The sequence below is a fragment of the Marinobacter salsuginis genome, from assembly GCF_009617755.1.
Lineage (GTDB): Bacteria > Pseudomonadota > Gammaproteobacteria > Pseudomonadales > Oleiphilaceae > Marinobacter > Marinobacter salsuginis.
Window position 1 is genome coordinate 46334 of sequence record NZ_BGZH01000005.1, and the last position, 18954, is coordinate 65287.

The 18954-nt window shown below is 60.2% G+C and carries 15 protein-coding genes; 10 read left to right on the plus strand and 5 right to left on the minus strand.

The window, feature by feature from the left end; translation table 11 throughout:
• Positions 1 to 21 precede the first annotated feature (21 nt).
• Together GJU83_RS17755 and GJU83_RS17760 are read right to left on the minus strand one after the other, a co-directional pair.
• On the minus strand, positions 22 to 771 hold the full coding sequence (locus GJU83_RS17755; protein WP_153634855.1) for a LytR/AlgR family response regulator transcription factor: 750 nt from the start codon (positions 769 to 771) through the stop codon (positions 22 to 24).
• Between the two features lie 29 nt (positions 772 to 800).
• Positions 801 to 1841 (minus strand): sensor histidine kinase, encoded by a 1041-nt coding sequence (locus tag GJU83_RS17760; protein WP_153634856.1) that lies wholly within the window; start codon positions 1839 to 1841, stop codon positions 801 to 803.
• Between the two features lie 119 nt (positions 1842 to 1960).
• On the opposite strand from GJU83_RS17760, the gene argH reads away from it, so the two are divergent.
• Positions 1961 to 3370: an argininosuccinate lyase gene (gene argH, locus GJU83_RS17765; protein WP_153634857.1), complete on the plus strand. Its 1410-nt coding sequence runs from the start codon at positions 1961 to 1963 to the stop codon at positions 3368 to 3370.
• 25 nt (positions 3371 to 3395) lie between these two features.
• Here argH and GJU83_RS17770 read toward each other — a convergent pair whose 3' ends face one another.
• Entirely contained in the window at positions 3396 to 5840 is a 2445-nt protein-coding gene (locus GJU83_RS17770) for an EAL domain-containing protein (RefSeq protein WP_153634858.1), read from the minus strand.
• A 109-nt stretch (positions 5841 to 5949) separates the two neighbouring features.
• Here GJU83_RS17770 and GJU83_RS17775 point away from each other — a divergent pair, with 109 nt between their 5' ends.
• From GJU83_RS17775 to GJU83_RS17805, 7 genes are all read left to right on the plus strand, one after another.
• Positions 5950 to 8808, plus strand: coding sequence for a class I adenylate cyclase (locus tag GJU83_RS17775; protein ID WP_153634859.1), 2859 nt, complete (start codon positions 5950 to 5952; stop codon positions 8806 to 8808).
• 66 nt (positions 8809 to 8874) lie between these two features.
• Positions 8875 to 9036 carry an LPS translocon maturation chaperone LptM gene (gene lptM, locus GJU83_RS17780; protein WP_228290018.1) on the plus strand — a complete coding sequence of 54 codons (162 nt, stop codon included), beginning with the start codon at positions 8875 to 8877 and terminating at the stop codon, positions 9034 to 9036.
• A gap of 41 nt (positions 9037 to 9077) precedes the next feature.
• Positions 9078 to 10328: a diaminopimelate decarboxylase gene (gene lysA, locus GJU83_RS17785; protein ID WP_153634860.1), complete on the plus strand. Its 1251-nt coding sequence runs from the start codon at positions 9078 to 9080 to the stop codon at positions 10326 to 10328.
• 14 nt (positions 10329 to 10342) lie between these two features.
• Positions 10343 to 11257: a diaminopimelate epimerase gene (dapF, locus tag GJU83_RS17790; RefSeq protein WP_153634861.1), complete on the plus strand. Its 915-nt coding sequence runs from the start codon at positions 10343 to 10345 to the stop codon at positions 11255 to 11257.
• Between the two features lie 16 nt (positions 11258 to 11273).
• Positions 11274 to 12020: a DUF484 family protein gene (locus GJU83_RS17795; protein WP_069184736.1), complete on the plus strand. Its 747-nt coding sequence runs from the start codon at positions 11274 to 11276 to the stop codon at positions 12018 to 12020.
• A 28-nt stretch (positions 12021 to 12048) separates the two neighbouring features.
• Entirely contained in the window at positions 12049 to 12981 is a 933-nt protein-coding gene (gene xerC / locus GJU83_RS17800; RefSeq protein ID WP_153634915.1) for a tyrosine recombinase XerC, read from the plus strand.
• Positions 12982 to 13049: 68 nt separating this feature from the next.
• Positions 13050 to 14537, plus strand: coding sequence for a GGDEF domain-containing protein (locus GJU83_RS17805; protein ID WP_153634862.1), 1488 nt, complete (start codon positions 13050 to 13052; stop codon positions 14535 to 14537).
• Here the strand turns inward: GJU83_RS17805 and GJU83_RS17810 are convergent.
• Complete coding sequence (locus tag GJU83_RS17810; RefSeq protein ID WP_069184830.1) at positions 14531 to 14764, minus strand: DUF2789 domain-containing protein; 234 nt, start codon at positions 14762 to 14764, stop codon at positions 14531 to 14533. The genes GJU83_RS17805 and GJU83_RS17810 overlap by 7 nt on opposite strands.
• 95 nt (positions 14765 to 14859) lie before the next feature.
• Here GJU83_RS17810 and GJU83_RS17815 point away from each other — a divergent pair, with 95 nt between their 5' ends.
• Positions 14860 to 17661 carry an ATP-binding protein gene (locus GJU83_RS17815; protein ID WP_153634863.1) on the plus strand — a complete coding sequence of 934 codons (2802 nt, stop codon included), beginning with the start codon at positions 14860 to 14862 and terminating at the stop codon, positions 17659 to 17661.
• 13 nt (positions 17662 to 17674) lie between these two features.
• Here GJU83_RS17815 and GJU83_RS17820 read toward each other — a convergent pair whose 3' ends face one another.
• Positions 17675 to 18040 (minus strand): hypothetical protein, encoded by a 366-nt coding sequence (locus tag GJU83_RS17820; protein ID WP_153634864.1) that lies wholly within the window; start codon positions 18038 to 18040, stop codon positions 17675 to 17677.
• Positions 18041 to 18257: 217 nt separating this feature from the next.
• On the opposite strand from GJU83_RS17820, the gene GJU83_RS17825 reads away from it, so the two are divergent.
• Complete coding sequence (locus tag GJU83_RS17825) at positions 18258 to 18863, plus strand: hypothetical protein (RefSeq protein ID WP_153634865.1); 606 nt, start codon at positions 18258 to 18260, stop codon at positions 18861 to 18863.
• The last annotated feature ends 91 nt before the right edge of the window (positions 18864 to 18954 follow it).

Sequence of the window (18954 nt, forward strand, 5' to 3'; positions counted from 1 at the left end):
ACTCTGGCGAGCGCTACGGATTCACCCTGGCTGGTGTTCCTGAAGCCACTGGCGCACGTTGCTTGTATGGCGGCGGCTCACCGGCAGCTCGCCCTGACCATCCCTGAGCACGACCAGGTTGTGGCCATCCGGTGTCCGTTTCAGTGCCTGGATAAACCGGACACCCACCAGCGTGTTCCGATGGATTCGCAGCAGGGTGCTCGGGTAACTGTTTTCCAGCTCCTTCAGGGTATAGTCGCATACGGTTTCACCCCGAGTGTGGTGGATGGTGACGTACTTCTGATCCGCCTCGCAGTAGAGGATTTCCGACAGATCGATCAGCTCGGTGCCCCGGTGGGTGCGCACCGCCAGCTGCTCCTGGTTCTGTGCCGCCTGTCCGTTCAGGGCCTGCAGCTGTACCCGGTTGATCCTGCCGGCCCGGGCCAGGGCATCCGCCAAGGCCTCCTTGCGAACCGGTTTGAGCAGGTAGGCGATGGCCTGCACGTCAAACGCCTGGATGGCGTAATGGTCGTAGGCCGTGCAGAAAATCAGGGCAGGCGGATTGGCCAACTGGCTCAGGCGGCTGGCAGCCTCCATACCGTCCATGCCGGGCATTCGGATGTCCAGCAACAGTATATCCGGCTCAAGTTCCGCCACCTGTTTCAGAGAACTGTCACCGTCGGCAGCTTCGCCACAGACCCGATAACCCGGGAGCGCCTCCACCAACCGGCGGATGCGCTCGCGGGCCAGGGGTTCGTCATCGGCGATCAGGACACTGCGGGTATCAGGCATGACTGGTCTCAATTTCCTAGTTCATGAACTCATGTTTTTGGGGCTTTTTGTTCGCCGGCCTTTTGCCGGGGCAATCTCAGGGTAACGGTATACACGTCGTTCTGGTGGCTGTGTTTTAACACCGCCGGTTCGCCAAACAGCGCCCGGAGCCGGGACTGTATGTTGGCCAGCGCCATTCGGTTGCCCTCGTGTTGCCGGTTATTCTGGTCCGGCTTTGGATTCTGTACCAGCAGGTACACAAACTCGCCTTTGGCCTGGGCTTCAATCCTCACGGTCCCGCCGTCCGGTCGGGGCTGGATGCCGTGGTAAATGGCGTTCTCCACCAAGGGCTGCAGCGTGAGCGGGGGAATGGCCTGTTGCTCCAGACCCTCTTCAATCTGCCATTCCAGTTTCAGGCGGTCGCCCAGGCGCAGCGCCTCGATGGCCAGGTAGCGTTGGCACAGTGCCAGTTCCCTGGACAGCGGGATCAGCTGGTCGCCGGTGCGAAGGCTGGCGCGAAACAGTTCCGACAGATCCAGGACCGCCTCTTCCGCCCGTTCCGGGTTGGTGGCAATCAGGCTCGCAATGGTATTCATGCTGTTGAACAGGAAGTGGGGCTGAATGCGGGCCTGAAGCGATGCCAGATGCGCCTGCATTTCCGCTTCACGCTGCTGTTGCCACTGGTGCTGCAGGTAAAAATAACGCAGCACCATGAGCACGATCAGCAGTGCCAGCAGCATTTTTTTGGCCACTCCCTGCCACACGGCCACGCCATCCTGGGGGTGCAGTACGCTGTCGGCAAACAGGCTGAACGCCAGCACATCCAGCAAAACAATGGCAACAATGGTGGTTGTCGCCCCAGAGACGGACATCCGCGCAAGCCGTGCGCGCAGGAGGCAGATCAGGGCAGCACTGGTGAGGGTGGTCCACTGCACGAACAGCGACAACAGCCCGAAGTAATTCCAGTCAATCCAGCCCCGCTCCGCCTGCACGATGGCGAGCACCAGAACCAGCAGTTCACTGGTGACCAGCAACAGGAACACGGCCCTCACCCGGCACAGGTCCGGAACGAAGAACTCTCTCTCTGTCACACCTTTGTCCCCGTTACGGGGTGTCTCCTTTACCCGGGTCAGAATGGTATACTCCCGCCACGTTCAATGTACCCAGTTCCCGCCAGATGATGCCGGGCTGTCAGCAGGAAAGATAGACCATGACGGATCAGAAAAAGTCTGACCAGACCACAAGCTCTGAAAAACCCTGGGGCGGACGCTTCAGTGAACCCACCGATGCCTTTGTTGAAAAATTTACCGCATCCGTGGGATTTGACCAGCGCCTGTACCATCACGACATCACCGGCTCCATTGCCCATGCCACCATGCTGGCCGAGGTTGGCGTGCTCACCAATGAGGAGCGGGACCAGATCATCGAGGGCCTGAACGGGGTCAAGGCAGATATCGAGGCCGGCAATTTCCAGTGGTCCGTGAGTCTGGAAGACGTGCACATGAACATCGAGGCACGCCTGACCGACCGTATTGGCATCACCGGCAAGAAACTCCACACCGGTCGCAGCCGTAACGACCAGGTGGCCACGGACATCCGTCTGTACCTGCGGGACGAAATCGATGTCATCGCCGAGGAACTGAAGCGCCTGCAAGCAGGCCTGCTGGACCTGGCCGAGCGCGAGGCGGATACCATCATGCCCGGCTTCACCCATCTGCAGACTGCCCAGCCGGTGACCTTCGGGCATCACCTGCTGGCCTGGTACGAGATGCTGGTGCGGGATGCCGAGCGCCTGCAGGACTGTCGCAAGCGGGTGAACGTAATGCCCCTGGGCGCGGCTGCGCTGGCTGGCACCACCTATCCCATTGATCGGGCAATGACTGCCCGGCTGCTTGGCTTTGACCGGCCCACCGAGAACAGCCTGGACTCCGTCAGCGACCGGGATTTCGCCATCGAGTTCTGTAGCTTTGCGGCGCTGCTGATGACGCATCTGTCACGGTTCAGCGAGGAATTGGTGCTCTGGACCTCTGCCCAGTTTGACTTCATTGACCTGCCGGACCGGTTCTGCACCGGCTCGTCCATCATGCCCCAGAAAAAGAATCCGGATGTGCCGGAACTGGTCCGGGGCAAGACCGGTCGGGTCAACGGCCACCTGATCAGCCTGCTGACCCTGATGAAGAGCCAGCCGCTTGCCTACAACAAGGACAATCAGGAAGACAAGGAACCGCTGTTCGACACCGTGGATACCGTGAAGGGCTGCCTGAAGGCCTATGCCGACATGATTCCGGCGATTCGCTCCAAGGCGGATAACATGCGGGTAGCGGCCAAGCGCGGCTTCTCCACCGCCACTGATCTGGCGGATTACCTGGTGAAGAAAGGCGTACCCTTCCGGGATGCCCACGAAATTGTTGGCAAGTCCGTGGCGTTCGGGGTGGCTGAAGGTCGCGACCTGTCCGATATGACCCTGGAAGAGCTGCAGCAGTTCTCCGATCATATTGGCGCTGATGTCTTTGATGTGCTCACCCTGGAAGGCTCGGTCCAGGCCCGTGACCATCTGGGTGGCACTGCCCCGGACCAGGTGCGCGCGGCGGTCGGTAGAGCCCGCGCTCAACTGGGCTGAAGCGTTTCCCCGGGGGGCGGAACGGCTAGCCGCCGATTCGCCCCGTTGTCAGGTCCACTGCCGCGGGGGTGAGTTCATCAAGCGGTTGTGGGCGGAAAAGCCGGTACCCCTGCCCGTAATGTATGCCCAAGGTCCGGACCTTGCGCAGGGCGTCGTCGCTCTCGATAAAAGTGGCCACGGTGATCTTGCCGGCGGCCTCGGCAATCCGGTGCAGGGCTTCCAGCATCACCTGCTGCACCGGGTCCTCTTCCAGCTGCTGAACCATTCTCCGATCCAGTTTGATGATGTCCACCGGCAATCTGGCGGCCAGGCTATAGCTTTCAACCGACGCACCGGCGCCGTCGAGGGCGACACGGAAACCGGCCCGATGCAATGCGTCGCACAGGACGGCCACGTCATCGGGGTACTGGGTGGCGTGGGCTTCCCTGATTTCCAGGCAGAAACAGCCGGGGTCGAACGCTGAATCACTGAGCGCATCGGCCATAAAATCCGCGAAGGTATCGTCCAGAACGCTGGCCAGGGACAGGTTGAAGCCGCAGTACTTCAATCGTGGTTCGAGCAACGGCTGGTTGCCCAGCCAATCCAGGGTTTGTCGGATCACCTGGCGATCCAGTCGTTTGGCCAGGTCAAAACGTTCCGCGATCGGCAGGAAGTCGTCGGGCTTCAGTGCTGCTTCATTGTCTGCGGTCGTCGGAATCCGGCAAAGGATCTCAATATGGTCGCCCCAGGTGGGGCTGGCCACCGGTCGCATTGCCTGGTATTCGAGAATCAGGTTGTGATTATCCAGCGCGTCGCGGATCTGCTCGACCCGTTTGCTAGCAGTGGATTCGTCGGTCTGGTGGACAATGGCCCTGGCGGCGTGCACCCGGTTTCGCCCGGATGTCTTGGCGGTATGGCACAGATCGGCTGCCTGGCTCAGAAGCTGCTCGGGGTCTCCGGGGAGGTCGCCGTCCAGAATCAGAAGACCGCCTGAAGCGGTGGTCTGGAGCTTGTGTCCCTGCCAGTCGAAAACAAAGTCGCCGATCAGATTGAGGGTTTCCTGGGCGATCTTGCGGGCCCGGGCTTCCGGACAGTTCTCGATCAGAAGTGCGAAGGTGTCGCCGGCAAGTCGAGCCAGGGCATCGCGCTGGCGCACCCGTACGCCCAGGTTTCCGGCCAGTTCCCGGAGATAGCGGTCACAGGTTCCGCTGCCGGCCAGATCGTTGAAACGCTCGAATTCGTCAAGATCCAGGTAGAGCAGACTGTCGCAGGATTCCCGATGGGTCTTCTGCTCCAGGGTTCTCAACAATCGGGCGATGAATGCCTTGCGGTTCATCAGGCCGGTAACCGGATCGTGGCGTATCCGGTATTCCTCGCTGGAGGCATGGTTCAGCTTGGGCTCTATGCGACGGGCCACGTGCACGGCGCCGGTGACGTCGCCCTGGTCGTTGGTCAGGCGCTGGTAGTGGAATTCATGCACCGGCAACTCACGGGATTGCTGGGCCATGGGCATCTCAACCACAAAGCTGTCGCGTTCGAAGGCCCGGTGCCAGAGCCGCTCCATCAGCCTTCGTTCGTTCGGGAACTCGTTCAGAAGGTCGCTCAGATTATCGCCCACTTCGGGGTGCCGGCCGAAGGTCTCGTAAAACTGTCTGGCCCAGGGGGTATTGAAATGGAGCAGGTTGAACGAAGCATCGACGGCGACAACCAGATCCGGGGTGGCGCTGGTGGTGGCAGCAAGCATGGTGTTCGCATGCTGGCGGGCTTTGTCGAGTTGCATGTCGGCGGTCCGGTCCACCAGGGTGCCGCCGAGCCGTGGAATCCTGCCACCCTGCTTCAGTGCCCGACAACTGAGCGTCACCCGCCGCTGGTTCTGCCGCGAGGTGACGATATCAAGATCAAGGGAAAACGCCTCTCCCGTGCGGAGGCAGCGACGGAACATGGCTCGCACCCGGGGCTGTCCGGTCTGGCAGTAAAACAGCGCCTGCTCGGGGGTGATCTCGGCGCCAGGTCTCAGTTCGAGAAGCTGGAACATACCCTCGGTCCAGGTCATTTCATTGCTTCGAGTGTCCAGTTCCCAGATCCCGAAACCGGCACTGCTCTCGGCGGCCCGCAACAGCCGGGAATCCCTGTTGGAGCTGTCGCACAGGGTTATCGTGGCGCTGGCTGCCTTGTCGGAGTCTCGCATGTCCAGCCGCAGGGTTAGACTGGCGGTATAGAAAAAGCCCTCCTTGTGCCGGAAGGTCACCAGGACATTCTGGCCTCTCTCGATTCGATGGCGGTTGGCGGGTGCGAAGGGATCGTCCTGGCGTGACGCCAGTATGCGATGCACCGGCTGCCCCTCCAGTTCGCTGGCGTCATAGCCGAGCACCGCCTCGGCCTGATGGTCGGCGAACAGCACTTTGCCTTCATCGTCGATGCGTAAAACAGTCTGGCGCTCAGACGCCGGGGACTGTTCCGATCGGTAGCGGCGGATGATGAATTCTTTCACAGCGGATGAGCCTCGCGCGTTCTCCAGCTTTTATTTTTCTAAAGGTTTTGCCACGATGCCGACATCATACTCATACTGATGCTGAAAAGAACCTCTCTGCGGAGCCGCCTTGACCGCCCACGTTGCCCCGATTTCCCTCGACTTTGAGGAGGGAATAGATCGCAAGACCCTCCGTCGTCTGAGGGACCGGTTTCTACTGGTCAATCAGCAGCGCTGGAATCGCGCCCATTCGGCGTTGTCCTATCGCCAGCAGATGGTGCTGGAAATTCTGCCCCTGGCGTTTCATCTCAACCATCCCGCGTTGCCCGGTTATCTGGACAGCGATTGCCCTTATGGTTTCAGTAATTACAAACCTTCGCCGGCCACGATCAATGCGGCGCGGCGGCTGGCCCGAACCTTTTCGCTGAAGGATGAGGGCAAGCGCAAGCCGGATCTGGACGCCGTATTCCTGATGGGCAGCCCGGGAACCCTGGGTCACTCCGTGGCCAGTGACCTCGATGTCTGGCTCTGCCACCGCAGCGATTTGCCGGAGCGGGGCATTCGCTGTCTTGAACGCAAGGCCACCAAGCTGACCCGCTGGGCGGAATCGTTTGGTGTGGAGCTTCATGTTTTCGTTTTCTGTGCCTCGGACTGGCGGGCCGGCCGACAGCGGGCGGAAGTAACCGGCGAAAACTGTGGCAGTGCCCAGCATTTCCTGCTTCTGGATGAGTTCTACCGGACCAGCATCCATCTGGCCGGCGCGTGGCCCATGTGGTGGCTGATTCCCCCGGAACAGGAGCAAAACTACGACGACTGCATGCGCAAGCTGGTCGATTTCCGGTTTGTGCGCGCCGAGGATTACATCGATTTTGGCCCGGTACCGGGGATCCCCGAGGCAGAATTTCTCGGTGCCGGTGTCTGGCAGCTGTACAAGGGAATTGACGCGCCCTGGAAGTCGATCCTCAAGCTGCTTCTGATCGAATGCTACGCGCGCACGACCGGCGAGGCCTTATTGTCCGCCGCGTTCAAGCGGGCGGTATTCCGGGGAGAGACCGATGCCGACAGCCTCGACCCTTACGTCATGCTTTACAGCCGCCTTGAAGGCTGGCTTGCCGGGCCGGAAGTGGCCTCGAGACTGGACCTGATCCGTCGGAGCCTGTACCTGAAAGCCGGCTTGCCGCTGACCCGGTCCGAGGCTTCAGGGGAGCAGTGGCGCGCTCGCCTGTTGCGCCAGCTAGTGACAGATTGGGGCTGGTCCGAGAGTACGCTGTCAGAACTGGACGAGCGTCAGCGCTGGCGGGCGGAGGATGTCACCACCTTGCGCCGAACCATTGTCAACGAATTGACTCATAGTTACCGGTTGCTGTCGAAAATGGCCAGGGAACATGGCCAGCGGGCTGCTATCAGTGCCAACGATATCAACCTGCTGGGCCGCAAACTCTATGCGGCGTTTCAGCGCAAAGCCGGCAAGATTGAGCAGATCAACCCCGGGCTGGCCCCTTCACTGGCCGAGGAAAACCTGGCGTTCCATCATCAGTCGGAGCAGGGTGGCGATTCCAATGGCTGGCTCCTGTATCGGGATCTGGAAGATCCGGCCGATGCGTTCTGGCAACCCGTCATTCGTCGCTCGGGTAATCTGGCGGAACTGATGGTCTGGTGCTACTGCAATGGTCTGCTGACAAGATCGACACGACTGAACGTGCGTTCGGGAACCAGCATTGCCTCGGTCAGCGAATTGCGGGAAATGCTGGACGCGCTATCCGCGTTTCTGCCCTTTCCGGTTCCGCCGGCCGAGCGGGAGGCGCTGTCCCGGGGTGTTCGCCCCCTGAGAAACCTGCTGCTGGTCAACGTGGGTGTCGATCCCCAGGCGCACCTCACGGAAAAGGGGCTCCACAAGCTCAGCTCACGGCATGATTCTCTTGGTTTCAGTGGCGGTCGGGAGAACCTGGTGATCAGCATCGACCAGATCACCTTCAACAGCTGGCACGAGGTGAGTCTGCAACACTACGCGGCCGGCGATACCCTGATCCAGTGCCTGAAGAATATCCTCGCCTCGGTGGCAGCAAATCCGGCTGAACTGCCCGGCGTTCAGGTGCACTGCCACAACCGGGGCCACGGTTCTGCAATTGCCCGCCGGGTTCAGGAACTGTTTGCCGATGTGCTCAGACCCTTCTTCGCCGGCGGTGCCGGCCCGCATCCGCTGCGCTATGTGATTGAGATGGATCGACGCTACTTCCTGCTCCAGTTCAATGGCCTGGAGCCGGGATTCGTGGCCCTGGAGAGTTTTGAAGCGCTGATGGAGCACCTGGCAATGCCCCAGGAACGCTACCTGCCGGTGGTGTTCGATCGTTATGCGCTGCAGGAGGAGCCGGCCCTGCGGGCGGTTTGCCTGGCCAGCGAACCGGATAATATCCAGGTGTTCTACCGGATTATGGGCGAACGGGCGCGGCTCTGGGTGGTTGATGAGCTGGGTTCGGTGTTCAGCTGGGAGCAGGCGGTGACCAGCCGCCGGCACCTTCTAGTACCGGTTCTGCGGTTTCTGGATAACCTGATTGAGCGGCGGCTGCTGCGCCACACCGACTCGGCCGGAGTAGTTGCAGGCGTTCAGTGTTACGAAATTATCCGGCGTGACGGGACCTGGCGCGCCGAATACCGTCCCGAATCGGATTCGGGCGTACCCCTGCCCGGGTTTGAGGTTCAGGCCGTGGGTATCCATGAGGGGGACAGTCGGCTGCGCTTCGACATCTTTTGCGGTGACCAGGAATTCAGCGTACAGGAATATGGTGACCAACTGATTCCGGCGGTGGCCCACTACATCCGGTCCCTGCGCCAGAGTGACGAGGGTTACCCGGTGTACCTGACCGACGTCCATCTGCCCCACGACCTCGACCCGCGTGTCTATCAGCAGGACATCCAGACCAGTCAGTACCTTTATTACCGGTCTGTACTGGAGGACTCTTTGAACCGGCACCTTGCAAACGCGCGCTGACCTCGCGGCCCGGGGCGGGTGTCAGGTATACTGCGTCCATTGTGAACTCAGGGGTAGGTAGCCGATATGCGAGCGTGGACTCTGCCGATCATGGTGCTGGTGCTGGCTCTGACTGTGAGCGGTTGCGGCCAGAAAGGTCCGTTGTACCGTGACAGTCAGGCCGCATCTGCGAATTCCGCGGCGGATTCCGCCCAGGAGCCGTCAGACAGGGAAGAAAACCGCGAGTAGCACGCCGGCCTCCCGACCCCGTACAACGAATCAGGAAACTCATGGATCATTTCAACTACCGCGACGGCGAGCTCTACGCCGAGGATGTCCCTGTCTCTGCCATTGCCGATCGTTTTGGCACTCCGGCTTATGTCTACTCCCGCGCGACGCTCGAACGGCACTATCGGGCCTACGACGATGCCCTTCGGGATCATCCGCATCTGGTGTGCTACGCGGTAAAAGCCAACAGCAATCTCGCCGTGCTGAATGTTCTGGCCCGACTCGGTGCCGGCTTCGATATTGTTTCGGCCGGTGAGCTGGAGCGGGTATTGAAAGCCGGTGGCGACCCATCACGGGTGGTCTTCTCCGGCGTTGGCAAGCAGGAGTGGGAAATGAAGCGGGCGCTCGAGGTGGGCGTGCGCTGTTTCAATGTGGAATCCGACACCGAGCTGGACCGGCTCAATGCCGTGGCGGGCGAGCTCGGCGTGAAGGCACCGGTTTCTCTGAGGGTGAACCCGGATGTTGATGCCGGTACCCACCCCTACATTTCCACGGGTCTGAAAGAGAACAAGTTCGGCATCGACATTGCCGAAGCCCCACAGGTGTATGCCCGTGCCGCCGGTATGCCGAATCTCGAAGTGAAGGGTGTTGACTGCCACATTGGTTCCCAGTTGACCAGTGTGTCACCGTTCCTGGACGCTCTTGACCGTGTGCTGGCCCTGGTTGATTCCTTGGCGGAGCAGGGCATTCACATCCATCATCTGGATATGGGCGGTGGCCTGGGTGTTACCTACAATCAGGAGCAGCCGCCGCAGCCATCGGACTATGTGAAAGCGCTGGCCGGGCGCCTGGGTGACCGGAAGCTGGAGCTGATTCTCGAGCCGGGCCGTTCCATTGCCGCCAATGCCGGCATTCTGTTGACCAGGGTCGAGTTCCTGAAGTGCACCGAGCATCGGAACTTTGCCATCATTGATGCCGCGATGAATGATCTGATTCGTCCGGCCCTGTACAGCGCCTGGCAGGCGATCATTCCGGTCAGGCCGCATCAGGAAGGCGAGGAAAAGGCCTGGGATCTGGTCGGCCCGGTGTGTGAAACCGGCGACTTCCTGGGCAAGGATCGTCATCTGCGCCTGCAGGCGGGGGATCTGCTGGCAGTTCGCTCTGCCGGTGCTTACGGCTTTGTCATGAGTTCCAATTACAACACGCGGAACCGGCCGCCGGAACTGATGGTCGATGGCGACCAGGTGCATGTGGTTCGTCGCCGTGAAACTCTCGAAGACCAGCTCGCACCCGAGAGCTGCCTTCCTGAATGAGCGGGGGCGAGGAGATGACACAGCAACGCCGGAATCAGGGCCCCACGCTTCGGTTCACCAAGATGCATGGGCTGGGCAACGATTTTATGGTGGTGGATGCCATCAGCCAGCCGTTCCGTCTGCGGCCTGAGATGATCCGGGAACTGGCCAACCGGAATTTCGGGATTGGCTTCGACCAGCTGCTGGTGGTGGAGCCGCCTGGTCTGCCGGATGTCGATTTCCGTTATCGCATTTTCAATGCGGACGGATCCGAGGTGGAGCAGTGCGGCAATGGGGCCCGGTGTTTCGCGCGATTCGTTCGCGACCAGCGCCTGACCAATAAAAAAGTCATCCGGGTTCAGACCGCGAAAGGCGTGATTGAGCTTCGCGTGGGGCGCGAAGGCATGGTGATGGTTAACATGGGTGTGCCTGAGTTCAATCCGCCGGCGATTCCGTTTGCCGCTGACCGCCGCAAGGACGTCTACACCGTGGATGTCGATGGCCAGACAGTGGAACTGAGCGCCCTGTCCATGGGTAATCCCCATGGCGTATTGCTGGTTGAGGATGTGGAACAGGCGCCGGTGGAAACGCTGGGGCCCAAGCTCGAGCGCCATCCCCGATTCCCGGCCAGGGCCAATATCGGGTTCTTGCAGATCCTCGACCGCACTCATGTTCGACTCCGGGTATTTGAGCGGGGTTCCGGCGAGACCATGGCCTGTGGCAGCGGCGCCTGTGCCGCTGTTGTTGCCGGCTGCTTGCGTGGTCTGTTGGACTCCCGCGTGGAGGTGGAGTTGAGGGGTGGCAAGCTGGTCATCGAATGGCAGGGTGAGGGGTCCCCTGTTATGATGGAAGGGCCTGCAACCAGTGTATTTGAGGGGCAGTTGAGGCTGCCGGGTGAATCTGGTGGTCGCCGCCGCAGGAGCGGTCGCCCCCATAAACAAAGATCCTGACAGCCAGGAGTACTCCATGACAGAACAAACGGCCCGACAGAAGGCCGGTGAGCTCACGCGGGAAGAGGTGGCAGACTACCTGCGAGCCAACCCCGATTTCTTTATTGATCAGGACGAACTGCTGCGCAGTCTTACCCTGCCACACGACAGTGGTCGGGCGATTTCCCTTGTGGAGCGCCAGGTGCATCTGTTTCGGGAGCAACGGGACACTCTGCGCAGGGAGCTGGTGGAGCTGGTGTCCATCGCCCGCCACAATGACCGGTTGTTCGAGAAGAGCAAGCGCTTACTGATGCAGGTGATTGAGGCCCGGACCCTCAACGACATGGCCTCGGCCATTGACGACAGCATCCGCGGCGATTTCGGCCTCGACGCTGCCTCCGTACTGTTGTTCACCGATGTCGAACTGCCCGAGGCCTCCCAGGGTGCATTGCATGTGGTGAGTCCCTCCGTGGCCCGTGAGCGACTGGGTAGCCTGCTGGAAGGCGAGAGGGCCGTATGCGGCCAGTTCCGTGAGAGCGAGCGGGAGTTTCTGTTCCCGGACCGGGAAGAACCGATTGCCTCCGTGGCGCTGGTACCGCTCAGACATGATGAGCTGGTAGGTGTGTTTGCGGTCGGCAGCTGCCAGCCGGGCTATTTTGACCAGAGCATGGGATCGCTGTTTCTGAGTTACATCAGTGATACCCTCAGCCGCCTCCTGCCCCCCATGGTGCAGCGCCACACCATGGCTGCGCCGGTCACCGATATGGCGACGGAGTCCCGCTAAGGTGTCAGCGGTTCCGGAGCGTCCTTCGGTGCCCCAGGAGCTTGTCGGGCCGCTGACGGAATTTATCCGGCATCTGGCTTCTGAAAAACGTCATTCCCCCAGAACCTGCGAAAGCTACCAGCGCGATCTGCAACGTCTGGCAAGCTGGCTGAGCCAGAGCGGGTTAACCGCCTGGCACCGGGTCACTAATCACGATCTGCGCCGCTATGTGGCAACGCTCAGCCGGGAGGGTCTGTCAGGCCGGAGCATTGCCCGGCACCTTTCCGCGACCCGACGTTTTTACCAGTTCCTGCTCAGGGAGAAACTTGCCTCGGATAATCCGGCGCTGGATATCCGTGCCCCCAAGAGTGGTCGGCGCTTGCCTCGAGTGGCAGACGTGGATCAACTGAATCATCTGCTTGACTGTCAACCGGACGACCCCCTGGAGGTCCGCGACCTGTGCATGTTCGAGCTGATGTACTCCTCTGGGCTGCGGCTGGCGGAGTTGGCAAGCCTGGATCTCGATACCGTCGATCTGCGCGGTGGAGAAGTCCGTGTGCTGGGTAAGGGCGGCAAGGAACGGCTGCTGCCCGTAGGGCGCAAGGCAATTGCCGCCATTCAGGCCTGGCTGCAGCACAGAGCCGCGCTGGCCAGTGACGGTGAAGCCGCTTTGTTTGTCAGCCAGCGGGGCGAGAGGCTCAGCCACCGCAGTATCCAGGCCCGCCTGAGCCGCTGGGGGATCAGCCGCGGTGCCGACCAGAAACTCCATCCCCACATGCTGCGACACTCCTTTGCCAGCCACATGCTTGAATCCAGTGGCGACCTGCGGGCCGTACAAGAGTTACTGGGGCACGCCGACATTGCCACAACCCAGGTCTATACTCATCTTGATTTTCAACATTTGGCACGGGTTTATGACCAGAGTCACCCCAGGGCGCGTCGCGATAAGTATCATGGCAAGACCAGTGACGAGAGTTCCTGAAACCGGCAACAGGCAGTTCAGGCGTTTTCAAACATCAACAGTACAGCAAGGATAGGCGGGAGCGCTTCATGGCATCGGATCAGTCCTGGAAGGATAAATACCTTCGGGAACTCGAGTCTGCAGAAAACCGGGAAAAGCAGTGGAAGGCCGAGCGTAATACCCTTGAGCGCATGTTGGTTCGAACCAGTCTGGCATCGGAAGGCCAAACGCCGGAACTGGACCGCCTGTTGGTGCGAATTCGCAAGGACCTGCGGAAGAACCGGGTGGATGTGGAAGCCTGGAAGGAATTGCAGGATCAGATTGACCGTCAGGTCGCCCTGCTCGACGAGCGTCAGCCCGCAAACGACACGAAGCTCTCCTTCTTCTCCCGAAAATCTCGGGAGCCAGAACAACAGCAGCAGACCAATACGGAATCTCAACCCGAGAACCCCGAGAACCCCGAGCAGCCCGAGGCTGCCCAGGGCAATGGTGAGGATATTGAAGACAATGCCCAGAGATTGCGCATTGCTCGCCGAGTAGGCCAACTGTTGGGACAGATGCTCGCCCAGGTATCCCTCGAGCCTGCGGCTGAGGCGCGGGCTCGTGCTCTGCAGCAGTCTTTGTTGGCCAGCAACGACTGGGATGAACTTCGGGAAGGGCTGAACCATGTGGCAGAGCTGGTGATAGCCGCCGTTACCCGCAGTAAGCGTGAATTCGAGGCCTTCCTCAAGCGCCTGGATGAGCGGCTGGAGCTGCTAAGGGAGCACTTCTCTGCCCAGTCTTCGGCCCAGTCCGGTCGGCTGGATGCCTCCGAGCATCTGGATCGGGAAATCCGTGAGGAGATCGAGCGGGTGGGCCAACGGCTGCAGGAGAGTGATGATCTGCAGGATCTCAAACAGTCGGTCAGCCGTCACCTTGAATCCATCGGTCAGGCCGTCGGTCGCTTTCGAACCCAGGAGTCAGAGCGCGAGCGTGCTCTTTCCGAGCAGCTTGAGGCAATGCAAGAGAAAGTAGCCGCCATGGAAGCTCATTCCGAACAGATGCAGGAGCAGGTCCGCAAGGAGCGATTGCGCGCCATGACCGATCTGCTCACCGAGTTACCCAATCGCGAAGCCTGGCAGGAACGCCTTTCATTCGAGTACAACCGCTGGCAACGGTACAGCCATCCGCTGACCGTGGGTGTGCTGGATATTGATCTGTTCAAACGGATCAACGACTCCTACGGCCACAAGGCTGGAGACCGGGTATTGCAACTTGTGGCGCGGGAGGTCAGGGAGCGACTGCGCACCACCGACTTTGTGGCCCGGTTTGGCGGCGAGGAGTTCGTGGTGCTGTTTCCGGAAACCGAGCCGGCAGATGCCAGGGCGGTGGTTGATAAACTGCGGGAGCATGTCGGCAGGCTGCCCTTTCATTTTCGGGGCGAACCGGTGACGGTGACTTTTTCCGCTGGTCTGGCGGGGTTCGTTGTCGGCGATACCGAAGAATCAGTGTTTGACCGCGCAGACCGCGCCCTCTATCAGGCCAAGGACGCAGGTCGCGATCAGGTTGTGATCGGCAAAAGTGCCGCCGTTCAGTGACGCATCATCGCGTCGAGTTCGTCGATAACCTCAGCCCAGTCACTGTCTTCCTCAAGCCCCTCCTCAAGGAAGTGAGACTGGCTTTCGGACCAGATGGGGGCGTCCTGGATGGCGACCTCGCTGGGCAGGGGCGAGTACTTGGCGACGAAATCCTCAATGCTTTTGGCGTCAGACGCCAGGCCAAGTTGTTCGAACAGAGTGCTTAGGGTGTGTTTGCTGGTATCCATGGAATTCGTCTCCCGTTGGCCGTTTGCTTGAATGAAATCAATGGCGTTTGCAGGTATTGTTCCCTGAAATGTAGCGGAACCCCTAAGGATATCCAGTGAAGGTTACCCTTGCCTTTGTACTATGCTGCCTGTTGGCGCTGTTTCAATCCCCGGTGCGAGCGGAACCGCCGCAAGTGTCGCCCGCACCAGTTCTGGGCACAGAGGAGCTGACCTGGCTGGAAGAGCAGGAGCGTTTTCGCATTGGCCTGCGGAGTGACCAGGTTCCGCTGGTTTTTGATACCGGTAATGGTGTCCTGGCCGGAACCTACATTGATTACCTCGCCCGGCTGTCGGATAAGCTTGGCGTCTCCATGGAGCCAGTCGTTCTGGGATCCGTGCAGGAAACCGGCCCGGTTCAGAGTGAGCTGGCAACCGATGCGGTTCTGACCACCCGGATGCCCGGAATGCCAGTGGTGCCCGGAAAACGTTTTACCGATCCGTTGATGTCCCTCACTTACGGCCTGTTCGTCAGTGCTGGCGATGCTGCCATTCGAACCCTGGCCGATCTGGAAGGCAGCCGGGTTGCCGTGATCGCCGGTGACCCCAATCAGTACCCCATGCTGGATCCGGTTGAAGAATTCACACCGGTTCCGGTTGGCAATGTAAGCGAAGCCGTCGGGCGGATTCTTTCGGGGCAGGCTGACGCCTTTCTCGCCCCAGTGCCATTGGTTTCCGATTACCTGCAATCGGCCATGGTGAACGGCATTGGTCTGTCGGTTCTGCTCGATAACAGCCCGGTGGATGTGGTGCTGCAGGTGGATACTGATCGGGATCATCTTTATCAGGTGCTGAACAAAGCCATTGCTGCGATCAGTCATAATGAGCATCGAACTATCCGCCAGTCCTGGCTTCAGGCAGATCAGCCGGCGATGGAGCGAAGTGGGCTGGAGCTTTCCGGATCGGACATTGACTGGCTCGAGCGCCATCCGGATTTGAAGGTCGCTTTCCGCTCAGACTGGCCCCCGTTCGAATATACCCAGGATGGCCGGCCTACCGGCCTGGTTCCGGACCTGCTGACACGGCTCGAAACCGAGCTGAATGTCCGGTTTACCCGTGCAGTGGCGGGGAGCCGCATGGAGGCTGAAGAGCAGCTCCGATCGGGTGACGTGGATATACTCCCGGGATTGTCCCGAACACCGCGCACGGAAGAGGCTTTTTTATTTACCCGGGCCTACCTCACAGTGCCCATCGCTCTAGCCATCCGCGATGACGGACGCTTTATCGGGGACCTTCGTGAACTCCGGAGCGAACGGGTGGGTGTGGTGAACCGGCATGCAGCCCATGACTATCTGCTGATTAACCATCCAAACCTGGACCTGTATCCGATGGATAGTGTGGAGGAAGGTCTTCTGGCGCTGTCCAATGGCGATCTGGACGTCATGGTTACCCATATTCCGGCGGTCAGTTACACCGTTGCCAGACTGGGCCTGTCGAACCTCAGAATCACCAGTATCACGCCCTACCAGTACGATTTGAGGTTGGCCGTGCGCAAGGACAGTCCGGAACTCCACCGGGTGCTGAACAAGGCGCTGGGCAGTCTCGAGGCCAGCGAAACAGAGTCCATCTACAATCGCTGGATCCACCTGGATATTGAGCAGGAAACGGATTACACCGTGGTTCGGCGGGTAGTGCTGATTGCCATTCTGGTGGTGCTGATTTTCCTGTATTGGAACCGGAAACTTTCACGGGAGGTGGATGAGCGCATCCGTTCCGAGAATGCCCTGCGCCGGAGCGAGGACGAACTGCGCGCCGCCAAACTGGAAGCCGAACGACTGGCCCGGGAAGCGGAGGCGGCCAGCCTGGCAAAGAGTGAGTTCCTGGCCAACATGTCCCATGAAATCCGCACGCCGATGAACGCGGTGATTGGCTACAGCGATCTACTCAGCAACAGCGTTACCGACCCGCAGCAACGGAACTACCTGGATGCTATCCGGGCGGGAAGCCGGAGCCTGCTGATGCTGATCAATGACATTCTGGACCTGTCCCGGATCGAAGCAGGAAAGATGAGGCTCGACTATTCCGCGGTGTCGGTGCGTCGTCTCCTGGACGATGTTCGCCATATCTTCGATCTGCGGGCCCGCGAGCAGGGCATCACTCTGGAAGTGAGTGTCGACTCACGTATGCCCGCTGCCATGATGCTGGACGAGACCCGTCTTCGGCAGGTCCTGTTCAACCTGGTCGGCAATGCCATCAAGTTTACCCATGATGGTGGTGTGACGGTTCGAGCCACCGCGAAGCCGCTCAAAAAACGATCCGACAGCGTGGAACAGAGCACAGAGGCCCCGGAACGCCAGTTCTACAAACTGGTGGTCACGGTCAGCGATACCGGTATTGGCATTCCACCGGACCAGGTTGACCGGATCTTTGATGCCTTTGAGCAGCAGGAGGGGCAGAATACCCGGCGCTATGGTGGTACCGGTCTCGGATTGGCCATCAGCCGGAAACTGGCCCGGATGATGGGCGGGGAGCTGGAGGTGGAGAGTGAACCGGGCACAGGGTCGGTCTTTACGGTAACGCTGCCACGGGTAGAAGCGACGGTGGAGCAGGCGGAAGACGAGGGAGCGCCGAAGGAGTCCGAACGACTGCTGGCCCAGACCCTCAGCATGCAGGAACGGGGTTGGCTCAGGGAACAGCTGGCGGCTGACTTCGGTGATGAGTGGGAGTCCGTCAGGGAAAGTGGCGATCCGGAACAGATGAAAGACTTTGCCCGACGGGTGCTGGCCTGGGGCCAGCGGTTCCGCTCAAGGTCGGTGACGCGCTACGGGGAAAAGCTGCTGGCGGACGTTGAAGCGTTCAACCTGGATGCGGTCAACAGCGCCCTGGAAGCCTTCCCGAAACTGCTCGGCCGGGAAGAATGAGCTACCGGGCGCCTCAGAGGCAGTCGAACTGTGAACGACGATCGAAAGCGACGGAAACCATGTCATAGCCTGAATCCGACAGCTGTCGGATCAGGTCGCGGTCCTTGAGCAGGGTCATGCAGACTTTGTGTACACTGGCCTGAAGTTGTTCCGATGCCATCTCATTCGACGCCAGTCGAAAATCGACAATCAGGTACTTCCGGTCAACCGCGGCGCTGGCAGGGATATCCTGTCGTTCAACGCTCTCGTAACCGATATAAGTCGCCTGGGCTTCCGGGAACACCTGGCTCATGAGTACGTCAAGGTTTTCTGCATGAGCGAAAGGCGCCGACAGCAACATGGCTGCGATGGCGAGGCGAAGCGAGTGTTTGATAGTCATTGAGGCCACTCCCTGGTGACAACTCGGTCTGTATGTAACCAAGTGTAAGTTTTGGTTACCGTACATTATTGCAGAGTCTGTCGCATTGTGCGCGATATGTGGCATTAATTTATCAATTGTTTGCACTCTCGATGAAGTTGCGGGCAGTGTCCCGGGCTCCCGATGCTGGACACTATCAACTATGATGTGAGAAAGACGGACGCTAAGAGGAAAACGCATGTTTCAGCTTGTCTTTAAAGGGGAATGCGTTCCCGGAACGGATCTGGAAACCGCGCGCAATAACGCCCGCACCCTGTTCAAGGCCTCGCTTGAGCAGGTCGACCGTATGTTCAGTGGTCAGCCGGTGGTTATTCGTAACAAGCTGGAAGAGGTTCAGGCCGAAAAGTACCGTGCGGTTCTGAGGAAGCACGGCATGGTTGCTTACGTCCAGCCGATGGCTGACGCCCGCCCTGCCTCCAATGCTGCACCCCAGCCCAGGCCTGCGGCGCCGGCGGACCAGCCCCATCAGCAGCAGGAGTCTGTAGCTCCTCCGGCGGAAGCAAAGCGCGGTGGAGTCCCCGAAACCGAACCCGGCGATCGCCTGCCGGTGGCGGGCGAAAAGGTGGATACCATTCTCTCCGGCTCCGGCCTGAGCCTGGATCCGGTCGGAGTCACCCTGGCAGAGAAGACCGAAGTGGAACCTCCCATGTTCCAGCATCTGGACGAGTGGAGTCTGGCGCCGCCCGGCAGTGACCTGGGCGTGGACCGTGATCTGCCCCCGCCGGTGGTACCCGATGTGTCCCATCTCTCGCTGGCGGACGACGATTCCCCCGAGCGGAAATGAGCCAGCTGTGAATCGGCGCAACCGTTGGGCAACGATTGCGCCCTGGCTACTGACCGCGAGCCTGCTTCTTCTGGCACCATTGGCGCCGGCT